The organism is Rahnella sikkimica, assembly GCF_002951615.1.
In the GTDB taxonomy this organism is placed as follows: domain Bacteria; phylum Pseudomonadota; class Gammaproteobacteria; order Enterobacterales; family Enterobacteriaceae; genus Rahnella; species Rahnella sikkimica.
This window is the reverse complement of record NZ_CP019064.1, coordinates 1-17,099: the sequence shown is the minus strand read 5'-3', so window position 1 is coordinate 17,099 and position 17,099 is coordinate 1. Positions and strand designations below refer to the sequence as shown.

Genomic DNA, 17,099 nt, shown 5'->3' with positions numbered 1-17,099 from the left:
TTCGACGAAGGGGATGTGGGTTGCCGCGGCGATGATGTTTGCACTTGTGTTCATGTTTTTTTCCCGGATGTGCCGACGCTCAGACCTGCCACTGCTTTACGGTCTCGGTGACGAAGGCGCTGTAGCTGCGAGGCGGCCGACCGAGCAAAACTGTCAGCCGCGCGATCTCTTCCGGCGTGGCGACCGAACCGTCCTTCTGATAGCGCTGCATCATGGCCCGCATATCGTAAGCTAGCCATGCAGGCGCTCTTGCGGCGACTGCCTTCTCGAAAACATTGAGGTCATCTCCCGCAGAGCGCACCTCGCGCCCGAGCGCCGCGGCCCACGCTGCAGCGGCAGACGCACTGGTCAGGGCATCCGGCCCGCTCAGCTCGTAGGTTTCACGCGGCAGCGGTCCGCTGGCGTTATCACGCCGCAACAGTTCGATGACGGCCGCATCGGCGATGTCGCGCACATCCACCATCGATACCCCCAGGCTGCCCAACGGCGACACATACAGGCCGGCCTGCTGTAGCGAGTCCTTCTGTGCGGCGTCGTTCTGCATGAAGTACGAAGCGCGCAGAACGGTGGTGGGCAGATCAAGTTGCGCGATCATCGCTTCGGCCGCGTGCTTGGCGGTGAAATGGCTGACGTCAGTGTACGCATTGGCGCGGGTGACCGACAGGTAGACGATGCCCTGCACACCGGCCTCTCGCGCCAGCCCCAGCGTATTGATCGCCTGCGTCAGCTCGTCCGGCGCATTACTGATCAGCAGGAACAGGGTCTTCACGCCGATGAGCGCCTTGCGGACCGACGCGGCGTCAAGCAGGTCGCCTTGAACCGCGATCACGCCTGCCGGAAACCGTGCCTTGTCTAGCGAGCGGGTGAGGGCGTGCACGGTCGAGCCGGCATGGGCGAGCTGTGCGGTGACTAGGGTGCCGATGCGGCCGGTGCTGCCGGTAACGAGGATGGTCATGCTGAACTCCTGAAAGATTGTAGGCCAGGTGGGCGGCCTCGGTGAAGGAGCGTTCTGCTCCGATGACTAAAGATTAAGTCGTCACACACACGACTCATAGATGCTAATATTAGGACACTTTGTTTCAAATATGGAACAGTCTTGAACTTACATGCATTGGCTGACTTCAATCTCGTTGTGACTCACGGCGACTTCGGCAAGGGCAGCCGGGCCAGCGGACAATCCAAAGCCACCATGTCGAGACGTGTCAGGGAGCTGGAAGAAAGCCTCGGCCTACGCCTCATCGAGCGTGGCTCGCATTAACTCCGGCTCACACAAGAGGGGGCGGTGCTGCATGCGCGCACGGCAGCACCTTACGGTGAGGTTGGACGACCTGAAGTCAGGTTTGGGGCAACCTGGAGGCTTGCTACGGGTCAGCGTGCCGATTATGTTTGACCAGACCACTCTCGGCCGTTTCACAGCGGCGTTTGCCAAGGCTTACCCGCAAGTCATGCTGGAAGTGGTAACGGAAGACAGGATGGTCGACCTGATCGCCGACGGCTTCGACATCGTCATCAGGGTCAATCCCCGCCCTGACGATAGCCTGGTCGGGCGGTGCTTCCTGCGCAATCGTATGGTGGTGGTGGCGTTGCCGGATATGGCCCGGCCGGTAGCGGGTCAGGACCGCACCTCGGCGGTTGTTTTTCCCACGCTCATGCGTATCGGCACGACAGATGAAGACGTTTGGCAAGTGGTCGACACGCTAGGAGCCAAAACGCTTTTCTTTCCGAAGGCGGTTCTGCGGTTTTCGACTTTATTGCCAATGCGCGATGCGATTCTTGCAGGTACCGGCGCGGCGATGGTGCCGTATCCCATTGTGGCATCGGACTTGGCCGAGGGCCGGCTGGTGAGTTGGGGCATTTCGACCGCTCCGGCCGCAGAAGTCTGGGCGCTCCATGCATCCCGTCGCCTAGTCAGCCCTAAAGTGTCGGCATTTATCCAGTTCATCTGCGATTTTTGCGCGCAGCAACTACCGGAGGCGATGCGCACATGAAGTCAGAAGCGTTATTTCGCCGTCCAAACCCGCTCTCGATTGGGCTGCGACCAGCGCTTCGGAGTCGCTTCTCCAGACTGCATGCCCCCCAATTGGAACACACTGACCGTCTGACTCACGCGACCAGCCTGATCTTGCAAAGATTGCGCGGCCGCAGCAGCTTGCCTACGCATTGGCTGCAACAGTCGCGGCTTGCCGCGTGCGGCTTCTGAGCCGCTTCGCGGAGAGGCCGTATAAGTCGGCAGCTGCGGCGATCTGGGTCGCCCGTTCCTAGCTCTTGCGCGGGGCTGTCGAGCCGTTACCGTAGTTGCAGCAGCGAATCGACGGGAATTGATTTACGCCAGCCGTCCATAGTAGGTCAAAGCGCGGTAAACGGATGCACAGCCGCCGCGCGATTTCGCTCGCGCCTAGCTTCTCGTCAATACTCAGGTGCCGTACCTCGGCGGAATCAACCAAAGCCAAGGCCTAAACCGCGGATACACCGCCATCCACGAAAAGTTCATGTCCAGCGACAAAGCTACTATCGCTTGATGCGAGAAAGAGGACTGCTCGTGCTACCTCGTTCGGTTCTGCCAACCGCCCCGTGGCCGATCTCTTTGACGGCCTCGGCGAGTAGTTCTTGCCTGCGTCCTGTGATATACACGTGCGCACCTTTGATGGCGAAAAGTTTCGCCGTTGCGAGGCCGATACCATCGCTGCCCCCCGTTATCACCACGACTTTGTTCTCGAAACGTTTCGTCATTTTCTGGTACCCTTTTTAACAAGTGGAGGATTGCCTCACTTATGATGCGGAGAACCCTCCACTTAACAAGCGAAAGAGGAAAAAATTGAGTAATGAACCTGCCCTCCGGGATGACGCGCAGAAAAACCGCGAACTTATTCTTTATGCCGCCGAGGAGCTTTTCTTGGAAAAAGGAGCAGATGTTCCACTGGAGGAAGTTGCCAAGCGCGCAGGCGTCGGTATCGGTACGCTTTATCGTCGCTTTCCGACGCGTGAGGCACTTTTGGCCGCTACTAGCAATGAGCGTTTTTTGTCGCTGGCAGAGAGTAGTCGGATGCGTGACCCAGATATCACTCCAGGTGATGCGGTACGAGCTTATCTTGAAGAACTTGCTAGCAACACGAGCAATTATCAGAGCCTTGCTGCTTCGATTGGGACTGTTATTCAATGCGGGACGCCCGGATGTAATGCGATCACTGCTGAAGGGCGTCGGCTGCTTCAGCGTGGATAAGAAGCAGGCACCATCCGTCGGGATGTCGACTATGAGGATTTCATTTACGTGGTAACCAAGTGAGTCGTTCGCGCTTGGCTGTGCAGGGCTTGGATCATGAGGTCAGGAATGTCTTGTCGGTAGTTAGCAGTGTACGCAAAACGGGTCTGGTTTTGAAAAGTGGCCAGCTGCGGACGGGCACATGATCCCACGAGTCAGCACATGTATGAGTTTTAAATCGCTGTTGACACCTTATACCGCGGCGATTGACAATCGTGCTTTCAGGTCTGTGACCTTATCATTACCACCTCTGGAACTAGCGTATGCATGTTGTCAGAATAACTGCCTTTGGTGCACCCGACCAGTTGACGTTCTCCGAAGTGGATGACTTGGTAGCGGGCAAGGATCAAGTAATAGTAGAAGTTGAGGCCATCGGCGTTGGTCTCGTTGATGTCCTCAAGCGTCGGGGCGCTCTTGGCGGTATGCCGGGACTCGTACCGGGCAGCGAAGTTGCAGGGCGGATCATGTCGCTCGGCCCAGACGTAGCCCCCTCACTTCTGGGCCAGCGGGTATATGTGCAATCGAGCGGCGGGGGATATGCGGATCAGCTAACCGCCGGCACAGATAGTCTCGTCTATTTGCCCGATGCCGTTACGGCGCAAGAAGCTGTCGCACTAGGGGTCAACGCGCTTGTTGCCTTCTTTAGCCAGCAACTTGGGCGTCTTGCAACCGGCGAACGAGTGTTGATCCGGGGTGCCAGTGGGGGAATCGGTTTGGCGAGCGTACAGATGGCAGCCGCACTTGGTGCCGAGGTTACCGCGATTACTAATTCAAATAATGCCGCTGCAATCGAAGAGCTAGGTGCACAGCACATCGTGTGCAGAGACAGGAATGAGACACCGGCGGGCGAGTTCGACGTGATTATGGATCCAGTTGGTGGCAAGGATGTAGGCGAATTCATTGGCATGCTAAAAACATACGGACGCTACGTCTTGGTCGGGGCTGCTGCGGGTTTCCCTGACCCCGATTTCGGTAAAGCAATCCTAGCGGCTTTTCCAAAATCACCTACCTTTTCGGTATTCAGCATGGCATCGGTTTCCAACGAGCAAGTTAAGGAGGCATTTTCCCATGTTTTTACAATGGCCAAGAGGTCTGCCATAAAACCCATTATTAGTCAGATATTTCCCCTGGCGGAGGCCAATCGAGCGCATGAGGCCATCGAAGATGGCACGTTCGGAAAGATAATTCTCCATCCGTAACGTGCGGCTGTTTTCAAAAAGGAACGGCCAGCAAGACGATGGTGAGGTTCTTAGAACGTGTTTAAGATCTCCTGAGCAGCACTGCTAGAAATTTTACATTTTTGGGGGTTGGTCAAAAATAGCCAAATTACTTATATTTTTGGTGAAAAATCCTCAAAATTTCCGTGTTTTTTTAAATGAGCTAATGCTGCTTTAAGAGTTGAGTCACCTATTTCTAAAGCGTCTGTAAAATCAATACCAGATTCACGCGCCTTTAATTCTGCTAAACCTGCAATAGCTCTGTCCAACTGAATGCTAAACTGGTCGCCATTTTTTGTAACTTCATCATTTAATTAATATATCCAACCGTAGTTTTATTCACGTTAAATTACTTTTAATTTGTGATAAATTTGAGTTATTGTGGATCAATCAGATTAGTGAGTTTAAAAATAACTTCACGTAACAGATTATCTTCAGCAACAGTTTCAAACGTTGCCTCTCGGGCGTTTAGATCGAGCGCTCGCACCTGGTGGCAGAGAACCACGCCGCGTATATTTCCGGCCTCGGTATCCATCGGCGTAACGGATACGGTCACGCCTGCTGATCTGGCAGCATCAGCATTTGTTGATATCGGACAGCATATTGCAACGCCGAGTGCGTCGTTTAATTCTTCTACCGTGATAACGATACAGTAATGCTTATCCCTGAGCTCACGCCCGGCTATTGGATTTGGGTTAAAGTGCCAAATATCTCCACGTTGCGGAATCCTTCCCTTTACCATTACCAATATTCCTTACCGGTTGGAGCCGCACTGGTGAATTCTTTCACGCTATTGTTAAGGGATGCTATTTCTTCGCGATCAATCTGGCCTAGCAGTTCAGCAATGGTAAATGCGCCGCGCGGGGAGCGTGTAGTTGGCGAGAGGCTTAATTCTGTGCCCTGGCGTTTTACAGTAATTTCAGTACCTACAGTCCAGCCTGCCGATGTTGCGTAATCGCGGGGAATAGTCACGATCATGGCTCCGCCTTGTTGGCGCAATTTTACAGTTTGCATAATATTTCCTTTGTTGTGCTACTTAGTGGAACTATAGTAGCACTTTGTGTTACTTAATCAACTGGTGATATAGGCTAAACAAAAAGCCCGCTAAATGGACTGACCCCATAAAGTTGGACAGTTCATGTTAAGCGGCTTTCAGGGCCTGGGTTCGGTATTCCACCGGACTCAGGCCTTTTAATTTCAGGCTTATTCTTTCGTTGTTGCAGTAATGAATATATTCCTCTATCCCCTTCCTCAGTTCATTGATACTGCTGAACTGACTCAGATAAAAATACTCCGATTTCAGCGTACCGAAGAAGTTCTCCATCACCGCATTATCCAGGCAGTTTCCTTTACGCGACATACTTTGCGTCATGCCCTGCGCCTTTAACTTTGCCTGATAGCCTGCCATTCGATACTGCCAGCCCTGATCCGAGTGCAACAGGGGGGCATCTTCCGGGCTGAGCTTTAAAAACGCATCACGCAGCATGGTATTAACCATTTCCATCACCGGTCTCTCCGACAGGCTGTATGAGATAATTTCCCGGTTAAAAAGATCGAGCACCGGCGACAGGTAAAGCTTTTTACCCTGTACCGAGAACTCTGTCACATCCGTAACCCACTTTTCGTTGGCTTTTGATGCACTGAAGTCCCGCCTCAGGATGTTGGGCGCAACCCTGCCAGTTTCTCCTTTCCACGCGCGATATTTCTTCACCCTTACCAGAGACCGGAGCGACAGCTCCGCCATCAGCCGCTGTACTGTTTTATGGTTCACCAGCAGTCCCTGCTTTCTCAGTGAGAGCGTGATCCTGCGGTAGCCATAACGCCCTTTGTGGCAGTGATATATCTCACTGATTTTGTCTTTCAGCTCAGCATGCCTGTCCACCCGCTTCAGCGCATCCATATTGTGATACCACGTACTGCGGGACATACCCGCTGCACATAGAAGGTCATTGAGCGCATACTCACGCCTTAGCTCACTGATTATTCTGGCTTTCTGCCGTTTTTCTCGCTTTGAACTAAGGCCTTCAGCTTTTTTAGGTAAGCATTCTCTGCACGCAGATAACGGAGTTCAGCCCGCAGTTCTTCGGGAGATAACTTTTCCAGCGCTGCATCAGTAAGGGGTGAGGCTTTTTGGGGTTTTGCCATGTCTTTGCTCCGGCCCGGTTTTATGCTCAGAAGTCCTTTCTCACCTGCGTCTTTGTAGACATTAATCCAGTGCCGGACAACGGTTTCATTTGAGATATTAAACCGTGCAGCAGCTTCACGCATCGAAAGTTCTTCATCGAGAGCAGTGCGGACAACAGCAATCCGGAACGCCGGAGAATGGCGGTCATTTTTCCAGGCAATGCCATCAATGCCGTGTAATTGCCAGGCCCTGACCCAGCGACGAACTGACGTTCTTTCGACCCCAAAACGTTCTGCGGTCCGTTGTGTCCCGTCATGACCGGAGAGGTAATGGCTGACCACTGCCATTCTGGTTTCGAGGGAATATTTTGGCTTTGCCATAAAAAACTGCACCTTACTCAGTTGGGTGTCCAACTTTTGGGGTGCAGTCCAAAATACGGGCTTTGTTGCTTCTGGTGGCATTTTTGTAACGTCTGTCCGGGATAGATTAGTTAAACCATTTACCTATGCTAATTTTGTTGTTCAGCAACTGCGTACCAAGCAGCAAAATGGAGTGCCCCCAAGCTCGTAGAGAAATCTGGACTATATTTTGAGCATAGGAGGAGTCTATGGGCACACAACGATTTACCCCTGAATTTAAGGAAGAAGCTGTCCGGCAGATCACTGAGCACGGCTATTCCGTTGTCGACGTTTCAGAACTACTTGGGGTTTCAGCACACAGTCTTTATAAATGGCTCCGTTCAATAAAACCTGATAACAGCGGGTATCAGGCTCAGGATTTACTGGATGCAAGAACGGAGATCCTCAGGCTGAAAGCGCTGCTCAAACGTACTGAGGAAGAACGGGATATCCTGAAAAAGGCAGCTGTAGATACAGAGAATGATTAACGTGAAAAGTCTGCAATGACCTTCCCGGTCCGAGAGGCGGTACGGTTACGTTCGATGGCGTTCGGAATATCAGCGAATCCCACGATGCCGCCAATTCTGGACTGAAGCGTGCCGCTGGCGACTTCTCTGGCCAGCGTTTCCAGTAATACGGGATCAGGCTTATTCATAAACCAGAACCCCCGGCGATTAGCCGGCTTTCGGGCCAGAATGTCTGGCGAGGTGGTGCCAGTGATAACGCCATCCTCTGTCAAAACCTGCCAGGAGCGGTCCAGCACGTCTCCGCCTACGTAATCCAGCACCAGGTTTATGTTTCGGGCAACGTCCTCAAAACGTTGTGAATGATAATCAATGACATGATCTGCACCAAGGCTGCGGACGAAGTCCAGATCAGCCGAGCCCGCAGTGGCAAAGACTTCGGCACCCTCTCGTTTGGCAAATTGCACAGCGTAAGACCCCAGACCACCGGCAGCGCCATGAATGAGGATGCGCTGCCCCCGATAGAGCGGTCCTGCTTGATATAAGCTGTTCCATGCCGCGACGGCGGCTACGGGGATGGCGGCAGCATGGATATTTTTCAGACCCTCAGGTGTCGGAGAAAGGATTACTTCATTGATTGCCACGAATTCGGCATATGCACCCAACCCTTCTATTGCGCCCATGACACGGTCACCGATATGAAAGCGAGAGGTACCGGGACCGACAGCGACGACAATCCCGGCCAACTCGGCGCCCAGAATGATCGGTAGTGGAAGCGGAAAGTCATTCTGTAACAGGCCTTCACGAACTTTCCAGTCAATACCGTTCACGCCAGCGGCAAGAACCCGGACCAGAACCTGGCCTTGTCCCGGTGTAGGCTTTTCGATCTCGGCCACTTCCGCCGCATCAGCCCCGCCGTAGTGTCGGATCAGTACAGCACGTTGTATATTGTTCATTACATTTCCTCGTCGTCAGTTTTGATAACGAGACAGTATTCCGTTGCAATAAAAAAACAAAGATCATAAACAATAGATACCTTGTCTCATAACTGGAACACCATGAATCTGAACGCACTGTCTGATTTTATACTTGTCGCAACGAATGAGGGGCTTGGGAAGGCAAGTCGTGCGAGCGGCATTTCCAAAGCCACGTTATCGCGACGCATTGCCGATCTTGAGGAGCAACTGGGTGTGAGGCTGATCGAACGTAGCTCTCGTGGTTTGAAGCTCACCGAAGCCGGTACGACGCTGATGTTACGGACTGAAGGTCTGTTGAGTGAAGTGAGCGAAGCCATGACGGCGGTCGGTGACGGTGTTTCGACGCCCCGCGGTCGCTTGCGTGTCGCAGCTCCGGCCCTGTTTTCCCAGCTTGCCATGGGGCGTATTGGGGCCGAATTCTGTGCGGCCTACCCTGAAATTGAAATTGAAATAGTGGCGGAAGACCGCATGGTGGATCTCATCGAGGAACAATTTGACGTCGCGATCCGGATCAACCCGAGCCCCGACAGCAATTTAGTCGGACGGTGTTTCGCAAGGGACAGGCTGGTTGTTGTGGCAGCGCCTCAAATAATCAGACCAATACCCGGAGCAATAAGGGCAATACCAGCTATTGTCACCTCTGGTTTTCAGCCCAGAAACTGGACTCTGGATGGAGGCAAACTAGTTCTGGAACCAATCCCAAAGCTGCGCTTCTCTTCGCTACTGATGGTCCGGGATGCGGCTATCGCCGGCGGCGGCGCTGCCCTCATTCCGCAGTCCATCGCATGGAACCAGCTTGCCCGCGGCGATTTAGTTCAGTGGGGCATCGCGTCGGGCCCAGAGCCGACACTCTGGGTATTGCATACTTCCAGGCGGCTTGCTGCGCCAAAGGTTCGCGCATTCGTCGATTTCCTGTGCGCCCGATACCCGCATATGTCTCTTGTTCTCAACGGATAACGCCTCAGCGTTAGACAATCGGTCATATTACAAAGCCGTATGGAAAAGGGAAATCACCTTCGCTAAGGCATTATCTGGTTCATCGTGCCTTAACGTGAACCAGATAAAAGCCATAAAACCTGATAATGCCGATATTCAGTTACCACTCTTGAACGAATTTCCGCCCGTATAAAAATTTTTTGTCACCAAGTATTGTGATGTGTCACGTCAATCTGAGATATTAGGCAAGCACTAAGTACCAAAGCTGTTCGATATGGTAAAAATTGATTAATTGCATTTGCAGCCCACTAGAGTGGGCTTTTTTTGCTTTAAATCTGGCGAAAATCTTTATCCTGCACTTCTAGGGGGGCTGACGCTCAGTGGAACGAAAACTCACGTTAAGGGATATAGATTAAAGGTTATCGCCCCTTAATCTGAAAATGATATCAACTATTACCCGACATTTATCACGCCACAAAAAAGTGTAATACCCGTTCAGAAAGATATTTATTAGCTTCACCTCACCACAGCTCCATTTACAAAGAGATTCACCAGATGCGAGATTCGTGTTTTCGGCGAAATGTCGTTCTCGGCACACAGTAAGATGGCCGTGGCAATGCACACCAGATCGTCAAAGGTGAAATCAGGCCGAATAGCTCCCAGCCTTTGAGTCTGGTCAAGAAGACGTCTACCTTCCGCACTCGTTGCGAGGCAGCCCGGCGTTCCGATCTGGAGAACAGTGCCGAGTGAGGATGCAAGGCCGCGATAGACGGTCGTGAGGTGAACCAGTTCTTCTAAATAGGCTTGCAAGCCGCTTAATGGGCCAAGTTCGGTAGCTCGGGCGCGGCTGTTTTCTGCAAAAGTGAGGAAGCGGGCGCTGTAGGCCGCAGCCAACAGGTCTTCGCGTGTTGGAAAGCGCCGATACAGCGTACCGATACCGACCCCGGCACACTTCGCAACATCGTCCAGGGAGGCGCTCGCGCCTTTCACCAGAAACACTTCTTCGGCGGCTGCGAGAATGCGCTCTCTGTTTCGTTGGGCGTCGGCCCTTAAAGTTGTTTCGTGGGTCAAAATCTTGGTCTCTCTGCAACTTGATAAATGGAGGATAGCTCCATATAATAAGTGGAACAACCCTCCATTTGAAACAAAAGCGAGTAAGCGACATGACAAAACGGTTTGATAACAGGGTGGTGCTCGTTACTGGCGGCACCGACGGCATCGGTCTGACCACTGCCAAATCCTTCGCCGAGCAAGGCGCTCACGTCTACATCACTGGTCGCCGACAAGATCGACTGAATGAAGCCTTAAAGGGAATCGGGAACGGTGCCGTGGGAGTGCAGGGCGATGTCAGTAGTCAGGTGGACCTTGATCGCCTGTACGCGCAAATTCAGCAGGAAAAAGGCCATGTGGATGTGGTTTTTGCCAACGCAGGAATATCAGAATCAGCACCGATTGGTGGCATTGAGGAAGATCACTTTGATCGTGTGTTCGGCATTAACGTGAAAGGGACTGTCTTCACCGTGCAGAAAGCGTTGCCGCTGATGACGGCTGGCGGCAGCATCATCCTGACCGGATCAGGTGCAGGCAGCAAGGGTTTTGCAAATCTTTCCATTTACAGTGCGACGAAGGCGGCGATCCGCTCGCTTGCGCGTACATGGACTACAGATCTGAAAAGTCAGGGCATCCGGGTAAATGTTGTTTCGCCTGGAATGGTGTTGACCCCCGCGATGCGGACCTATCTGCAAAACAATGAAGGTTCGGAAGCGTGGATGCAGCAAGCGATCCCATTCGGCAGGCTCGCCAGAACCGAAGAAATTGCAAAGGCGGTCATGTTTCTGGCTTCTGACGAAAGCAGCTTTGTCGGCGGTGAAGAACTGTTCGTAGATGGCGGCTTCGTTGCTGTTTGATACGGAGCGCTTTTTTGCTGGCCGGGGGAGATTCATCTCCCCTTTCTTTTGTTCCTAGTGTCGCGAACGCTTCTGAATACAGTACCCTAAGATAATTAGGCCGTATTTTGATATTATCCCTTATCCAGAGCATTAATTATCCTTCTCTCGCTTCAGAGATAATTTTATAGACCGTTGATCGCGCAATTCCAATTTGACGTGAAATTTCCGTTGCCCCGGATCCTTTGCTATAGAGTGCTAGAACGATAGACCTGTTTACGGTGCGTTTGCGGCCGAATCGTATGCCTTTGAGCTTAGCTTCATGTCTGCCTTCATTGGTGCGTTCCAGTATTCTGCGCCGTTCAGCCTGGGCGACAGCTGACAGAATGGTTACGACCATTTTACCCATTTCACCGTCGGTGCTGATCCCGTCATCAATAAACCGGACAGCCACACCCTGGGCATCGAATTCTGGTAATGCCTCCAATTAGTAGAACATGTGTTTTTCGATGAAGGCACCGATAACTTTTTCGTGGAGTTCGATTGAGCGCGAGAAGCAAATCGTTTTCCGCGCCAGTCGTTTGATACGGGTACGCAGCGTCAGGTTGTTACGCTCTATACGCTGCGTAAAAATCTTGCCGGTCAGATGCTTATCCTTCGGCACTTCTCTGGCATAACTACCCCAGCTGTCGCTGGTTATCATGCCGATGGTAAAAGGGGCGAGCAATGCAAGCAGTTCACGGCATGTTTCATCGGTTCGGGGGCCAAAGGTGTAAGCCAGAACACCGCCCGTTTTTGTATTGTATGCATACCAGAGCCAGTGCTGTCGGCCTTGCTGCCAACAAAGCTCCATTGTTCATCCAGTTCGCAGATCAGGGCAATATCGGCATGAGCAACTGGCGAAGACGTCACCTGTTTCGGTGCGAGTTTTTTAATGCGCGTATGACGGTATTGATACCGACTTTCAGTGTTCTGGCGGTATCACGGACCCCCGCCCCGTTGAAAGACATCTCAACGATCTGTTCTTTCACGCCCGGCTTACGGGCCTCATAAGAATAAGTGAGCTGGAACACACGGTGGCAGTCACGTCAACGGAAGCGGTCATGTCCACAGGGGTTCTGACCATGGCGGTAAACCTGAGCTGAATTGCAACGGGGACAATGAACGTTAACGCTGGCCATGAGGGAACCTCAAAAGCGGACATTATACATCAAATTCAACCAATTGGAGGCATTACCGCCCTTCGAAAGAAATATAGTCAGCAGTTTATCTGCATGCCCTGAGTATTCGTTAGCGAACGTGGAGCACTTACTGGCTCGAAAGCAAAGCGGCAATCATCAGATCACATGATTCTGGCACAATATTCGTAACCAGTAAGCGCATACCCTGAATCACTTAAAAGTGTAACCCTCAGGGTTCGAATGACTATATCTGGCACATAGCGGACTTTACTAACTGCATCCATTTATTATTCAATAGGGTAATCGTCAAGCACACTTACAGTGAATTTGATGTTTAATCCTGATGTTGAATATTGTAATAAATAGATTTTTTATATTAACGAGGCATCCCATTTTTCTCCTTTCCTGATCATTGAATTTAAAATGGTGATGAGTTTGCGCATGCAGGCTACCAGTGCGAGCTTTTTGGGTTTTCCGGCGGTAAGCAGGCGTTGATAGAACATTTTAATGGCGGGATTAAACTGTGTAGCCACAAGAGCCGCCATGTAAAGCGTTGCCCGGACTCCGGCTCTGCCACCAAACGTGGTTCGTCTACCTCGCATTTTTCCTGAATCTCGGTTCAGGGGGCAACGCCGGTCAGTGCGCTAATCTCCCGTCGGTTGAGTTTCCCCAGCTCCGGCAGTTCAGCAATCAGACACGCGACAGTGACTTCACCAACGCCTTTTACGCTCCCAATCAACTCGGCCTGTTCCATGAAAAATACTTTTACGTGTTGCTTCATCTCTTCATTGATGCGGTCTAGCTCGTTTTCAAGCGCATCAATAATGTTATTGATGCTCTTACGACTTTGTGGATGAGAGGGATAGCGACGATTACGCTCGGCTACCAGCATGTTATTCAATTGGCGACGACGGACAACTATGGCGGTGAGTACGGCGCGCGCTTCGTCCGGCAGCGCACGGATATACCGGCTGCGGTCAGGATGGCGATCGATGACCTGGGCGAGTTGTGCCAGCATGGTGGCATCAAGCTTATCCGTTTTCGCCAAATATCCCATTGAGCGGGCAAAATCCCTAGCCTGACGAGGATTAATAACAACCACTTCATAACCCGCGGTTTGTAAGATACATGCTACTGATGCCTCCAATCCTCCGGTCGCTTCCATCAGTATCAACGAGATCTTCACTTCTTGCAGCGCCTTCAGGATTATCGTGAATCCGTCGTCATCATTATTGGTGGTAAATGATGTGAACTCTCCGGTGCCTGCAATGTCCAGCGACAGCTTAGCAATATCGATACCTATGCAGTGTTGATTTGGCTGACTCATGGTGCCCCTCCTTACGATACGAATTTGTTTTCATTCAACTGTACGGGCTAGTGATGAGTGACTCAGCTCATGCGCGGGACGCTTGCATGCGGGCTTAATGCCCTGGGGTTCGCACGTGCTGCATGAGCTTTGCCAGACCTACAAATTCAGTTTATGCCATCTTCAAGATATAAGGGTCCGAAATGGCCCGACAGGACTTAACACAGCATTTTTGGGAAACCATGGACGTTGAGCATTATCTAATGGTCGCGATGCGCCTTACGGCCCGTTGAATCACGTCCCATGGCTTATTTCATAATACCCTTTGTAATCAATATTCTGCTTTACAATTGCATGCGCCACTCTGGCGACTTTTGTTGCCACAGCCGTCATGGCTTTTCTTTTCTGATCAGGCTTGTCTCCATTTTCCCGAAGATAGCGTTCATATTTGTACCGGAAACTGTTTTCCCTCGTTCTTACTGCTACTGTGGCGGCAAGCCAGAAGGCATATCTTAACCGCGCATTTCCACGTTTTGATAATCTGTAACCACTGTGCTTTTGCCCGCTCTGAAGGGCGGAGAGATTAAAACCACAAAAGTTGAGGTACTGCCGATAATGAGCGAAACGTGTCAAATCACCACTTTCAGCAATAACCATAAGGGCAATGACAGGTCCAATCCCCGGGATCGTACGTAAATGCTGGTAGTCACTTCGTTCCTGCAAATATTTTTCTGCTTGTTTCTCAAGTTGTAATCGTTGGGCCGAAAGTTCGATATATCGATGAAGCTGTAATCTGAACGTGGCCACTGCCAGAGAATCATCTGGCAACGGTAATGCAATGGAATTCGCTGCAACATCATAGAGATGTTCAAGAAACCGCTGTTTATACTGTTTCCGCCCAACAACATCCCATGACTGTTTTACAAACACATCCCGGTTAAGTGACGTGATACAAGACGGTGTAGGGAATTGAATTAAAAACTGGCAAAACCACTCTGCCCGGGACATATGCAGAAACTGCTCAGCTTCGGGAAAATAAAGGGTCAGATAGTGGTTAACCAGGCTGTTCGGACATCGTGTTCGTGCCAGAGTAACCTGATGGTATGTGTTTGATATCTCCTGTATATCGATAATGCCATTCGCCAGAGGATCATAAAATGGTGAAGATAATCCTTGTTCGAGCAAATACATAATGACACTGGCATCTTTGCGATCATTTTTATCCCAGGTCTTAAACAGCATCTCACGAGCTCGGGCACATCTGACAGATGAAACAAGATGGCACTGAACTCCCTGCTTATGTAACCACCATGCGATGTTACGGTGATAATCAGCTGTAGGTTCAAATGCAGCGATAATATCTTCATGGGGTGAAGCGGTGAGCGCAAGCAGTCGGTTGAACCCTTCCAGGGTATTTTCAATACGCAGATAGGATGTTCGTCCATCTGGGTGCCGAATTTTTGCATCGTGATGTTTTTTAGCGATATCTAGGGCAATCAGAGTCCCCGACACACCGATGTTACTAACTAAAGTGTTCATTGATTTTCTCCACTTGTGACAGACACAGACATTACAAGTTGTAGAAAATAGCTGACTTAAACGCTAGCTGGATGCATTCAATAGGTATAACGGACCGGAACTGATATCACTGGCTCTGGCGCAATGGGCCGAAGAGCATGGCGTGATGCTGGAATTTATCAAGCCGGGTAAGCCAACACAGAATGCGTTTATAGAAAGGTTTAACCGAACGTACCGGACCGAAATACTGGATTTTATCTGTTCAGAACACTGAATGAAGCACGGGAAATAACGGAGCGCTGGCTGAATGAATATAACAGTGAGCGGCCCATGAATCCCTGAATAACCTGACGCCGGAAGAATACCGGCTGATGGCTGAGATGATCTCCTCCCTGAAAACAGTGCCAGCCTAACTAAAGTATCCGGTCTTTCTTTCATCTCACTGAGAGGCATATCAACCATGAAAAAGACCCGTTATACCGAAGAACAGATAGCATTCGCCCTTAAACAGGCCGAAACAGGCACTCGGGTGGAGGAAGTGTGCAGAAAGATGGGTATTTCTGAAGCCACTTTTATAACTGGAAGAAAAAAATTTGGCGGTATGGGCGTAACAGAACTGCGCCGTTTGCGGCAGCTTGAGGACGAAAACCAACGGCTTAAGCGTCTGTGGCGGACCTCAGTCTGGATAAGGAAATGCTCCAGGATTCATTCGAAAAAAGTTCTGGGCCCATTCAGAAGCGTGAAGCGGTGACTTACCTGCTGGACGCCTATCGTATCGGGCTGCGTCGTGGTTGCCGTTTAATGATGCAGAGTCGCACGGTATACCTCTATCGCAGTTGTCGTGATGACAGGCCCTGACTCACCGGATAAGAGAAAATTGCGGAGACACGGATCCGCTATGGTTGCCCGCGCATTCATTTCTTTTGCGCAGGGAAGGCTGGTTAGTCAACCACAAGAAAACCCACCGAATTTACTGTCAGGAAGGACTGAATCTGCGAGCAAAACGCCCACTCAGGCATGTACAGCCAGGCACCGACACGCCCGTCCAGAAGTGACCGCATTAGATCAGTGCTGGAGCATGGATTTTGTTGTGATAACTGTTCAACGGGCGTCGGATACGTGCCCTAACTGTAGTGGATAATTTTAGTCGTGAATGCCTGGCGATCGAAGTTGGTCAGGGGCTGCGCGGAGAGGATGTGGTGGCTGTTATGGAGCGCCTGAAACAAATGCAGCACCGTATACCACACCGGTTGCAGACGGATAATGGCAGCGAATTTATCTCTAAAGCGCTTGACCGATGGGCATACGAAAATAAGGTGACAATGGACTTCTCACGGCCCGGCAGACCGACAGATAATGCTCTGGTCGAGTCATTCAACGGGAGCCTGCGCGATGAGTGTTGATGTGCACTGGTTCCTGTCACTGGAAGATGCTCAGGAGAAGATCGAGCACTGGCGGCAGGAATATAACCAGTACCGGCCACATTCCTCATTAAATAACCAGACTCCGGAAGAATTTGTCCGAAGCCTGCAAACAGACCCGGATCTCTGATTTATCCTGGCATCAATATTGGGAAGGGATCAAACAGACCCGGATCTCTGATTTATCTGGCATCAATATTGGGAAGGGATCAACAGACCCGGATCTCTGATTTATCCTGGCATCATATTGGGAAGGGATCAGAAACCGGAAATCTCAAAAAGTGTGTGGAACTAAAGCTGGGTTACTTACAAATGGTTGAGGCTTTTGATGCACGTCTTGCGGATCGGTGTGTTGCGCCGTCAGGATGATACGCACTATTAATTTCATATAAACAATGAGTTAGATTCATA

13 protein-coding genes and 8 pseudogenes are annotated in these 17,099 nt (G+C 51.1%); 8 read left to right on the top strand and 13 right to left on the bottom strand.

The window, feature by feature from the left end; genetic code table 11:
• Positions 1-79: 79 nt before the first annotated feature.
• Entirely contained in the window at positions 80-955 is an 876-nt protein-coding gene (locus tag BV494_RS24005; RefSeq protein WP_104925320.1) for an SDR family oxidoreductase, read from the bottom strand.
• Positions 956-1,096: 141 nt separating this feature from the next.
• On the opposite strand from BV494_RS24005, the pseudogene BV494_RS24000 reads away from it, so the two are divergent.
• Positions 1,097-1,988 (top strand): annotated as a pseudogene (locus tag BV494_RS24000) (LysR family transcriptional regulator).
• Positions 1,989-2,453: 465 nt separating this feature from the next.
• Here BV494_RS24000 and BV494_RS26210 read toward each other — a convergent pair.
• Complete coding sequence (locus tag BV494_RS26210; protein ID WP_226790151.1) at positions 2,454-2,639, bottom strand: SDR family oxidoreductase; 186 nt, start codon at positions 2,637-2,639, stop codon at positions 2,454-2,456.
• A pseudogene (locus tag BV494_RS23990) lies at positions 2,560-2,730 on the bottom strand (SDR family NAD(P)-dependent oxidoreductase); the annotation flags it as partial. The gene BV494_RS26210 and the pseudogene BV494_RS23990, both read right to left, overlap by 80 nt.
• Before the next feature lie 85 nt (positions 2,731-2,815).
• Here BV494_RS23990 and BV494_RS23985 point away from each other — a divergent pair.
• Positions 2,816-3,220, top strand: coding sequence for a TetR/AcrR family transcriptional regulator (locus BV494_RS23985; protein WP_104925319.1), 405 nt, complete (start codon positions 2,816-2,818; stop codon positions 3,218-3,220).
• A 302-nt stretch (positions 3,221-3,522) separates the two neighbouring features.
• Positions 3,523-4,458 (top strand): quinone oxidoreductase family protein, encoded by a 936-nt coding sequence (locus BV494_RS23980; RefSeq protein WP_104925318.1) that lies wholly within the window; start codon positions 3,523-3,525, stop codon positions 4,456-4,458.
• A gap of 131 nt (positions 4,459-4,589) precedes the next feature.
• On the opposite strand, the gene BV494_RS25970 is transcribed toward BV494_RS23980, so the two are convergent.
• The 4 genes from BV494_RS25970 to BV494_RS23965 all read right to left on the bottom strand — a co-directional run bounded on the left by BV494_RS25970 (position 4,590) and on the right by BV494_RS23965 (position 6,981).
• Positions 4,590-4,745: a hypothetical protein gene (locus BV494_RS25970; protein WP_192938233.1), complete on the bottom strand. Its 156-nt coding sequence runs from the start codon at positions 4,743-4,745 to the stop codon at positions 4,590-4,592.
• A gap of 107 nt (positions 4,746-4,852) precedes the next feature.
• Positions 4,853-5,218 (bottom strand): type II toxin-antitoxin system PemK/MazF family toxin, encoded by a 366-nt coding sequence (locus BV494_RS23975; protein WP_104925317.1) that lies wholly within the window; start codon positions 5,216-5,218, stop codon positions 4,853-4,855.
• The gene (locus BV494_RS23970) at positions 5,218-5,490 is read right to left on the bottom strand and encodes an AbrB/MazE/SpoVT family DNA-binding domain-containing protein (RefSeq protein WP_104925316.1); all 273 of its coding nucleotides are present in this window, start codon (positions 5,488-5,490) and stop codon (positions 5,218-5,220) included. Before BV494_RS23970 ends, BV494_RS23975 begins: the two co-directional genes overlap by 1 nt.
• 127 nt (positions 5,491-5,617) lie before the next feature.
• Positions 5,618-6,981, bottom strand: a protein-coding gene (locus BV494_RS23965; protein WP_104925315.1) for an IS3 family transposase whose coding sequence is annotated in 2 segments (ribosomal slippage) — positions 5,618-6,504 and positions 6,504-6,981 — 1,365 coding nt in all. Because the reading frame shifts where the segments join, the coding sequence is not laid out codon by codon here.
• Positions 6,982-7,208: 227 nt separating this feature from the next.
• Between BV494_RS23965 and BV494_RS23960 the strand changes: the two are divergent.
• A pseudogene (locus BV494_RS23960) lies at positions 7,209-7,466 on the top strand (transposase); the annotation flags it as partial.
• A 17-nt stretch (positions 7,467-7,483) separates the two neighbouring features.
• On the opposite strand, the gene BV494_RS23955 reads toward BV494_RS23960, so the two are convergent.
• Positions 7,484-8,419, bottom strand: a complete 936-nt coding sequence (locus BV494_RS23955; protein ID WP_104925314.1) for an NADP-dependent oxidoreductase — start codon at positions 8,417-8,419, stop codon at positions 7,484-7,486.
• A 102-nt stretch (positions 8,420-8,521) separates the two neighbouring features.
• Between BV494_RS23955 and BV494_RS23950 the strand changes: the two genes are divergently transcribed.
• Positions 8,522-9,397 (top strand): LysR family transcriptional regulator, encoded by an 876-nt coding sequence (locus BV494_RS23950; protein ID WP_104925313.1) that lies wholly within the window; start codon positions 8,522-8,524, stop codon positions 9,395-9,397.
• A 495-nt stretch (positions 9,398-9,892) separates the two neighbouring features.
• Here the strand turns inward: BV494_RS23950 and BV494_RS23945 are convergent, their stop codons facing one another.
• A complete protein-coding gene (locus BV494_RS23945; protein ID WP_104925312.1) occupies positions 9,893-10,447 on the bottom strand; it encodes a TetR/AcrR family transcriptional regulator in 555 nt (184 codons plus the stop codon).
• Between the two features lie 92 nt (positions 10,448-10,539).
• Here BV494_RS23945 and BV494_RS23940 point away from each other — a divergent pair, with 92 nt between their 5' ends.
• Entirely contained in the window at positions 10,540-11,283 is a 744-nt protein-coding gene (locus BV494_RS23940; protein WP_104925311.1) for an SDR family NAD(P)-dependent oxidoreductase, read from the top strand.
• A gap of 136 nt (positions 11,284-11,419) precedes the next feature.
• Here BV494_RS23940 and BV494_RS23935 read toward each other — a convergent pair.
• The 4 genes and pseudogenes from BV494_RS23935 to BV494_RS23915 all read right to left on the bottom strand — a co-directional run.
• Positions 11,420-11,737 (bottom strand): annotated as a pseudogene (locus BV494_RS23935) (recombinase family protein); the annotation flags it as partial.
• 12 nt (positions 11,738-11,749) lie between these two features.
• Positions 11,750-12,443, bottom strand: a pseudogene (locus tag BV494_RS23930) (IS1 family transposase).
• Positions 12,444-12,814: 371 nt separating this feature from the next.
• Positions 12,815-13,770 (bottom strand): annotated as a pseudogene (locus BV494_RS23925) (IS110 family RNA-guided transposase).
• A gap of 273 nt (positions 13,771-14,043) precedes the next feature.
• Positions 14,044-15,288, bottom strand: a complete 1,245-nt coding sequence (locus BV494_RS23915; protein ID WP_104925309.1) for an IS110 family RNA-guided transposase — start codon at positions 15,286-15,288, stop codon at positions 14,044-14,046.
• Between the two features lie 88 nt (positions 15,289-15,376).
• Between BV494_RS23915 and BV494_RS23910 the strand changes: the two are divergent.
• Both BV494_RS23910 and BV494_RS23905 read left to right on the top strand, forming a co-directional pair.
• Positions 15,377-15,680: pseudogene (locus BV494_RS23910) on the top strand (integrase core domain-containing protein); the annotation flags it as partial.
• 47 nt (positions 15,681-15,727) lie between these two features.
• Positions 15,728-16,818: pseudogene (locus BV494_RS23905) on the top strand (IS3 family transposase).
• Positions 16,819-17,099: the final 281 nt, after the last annotated feature.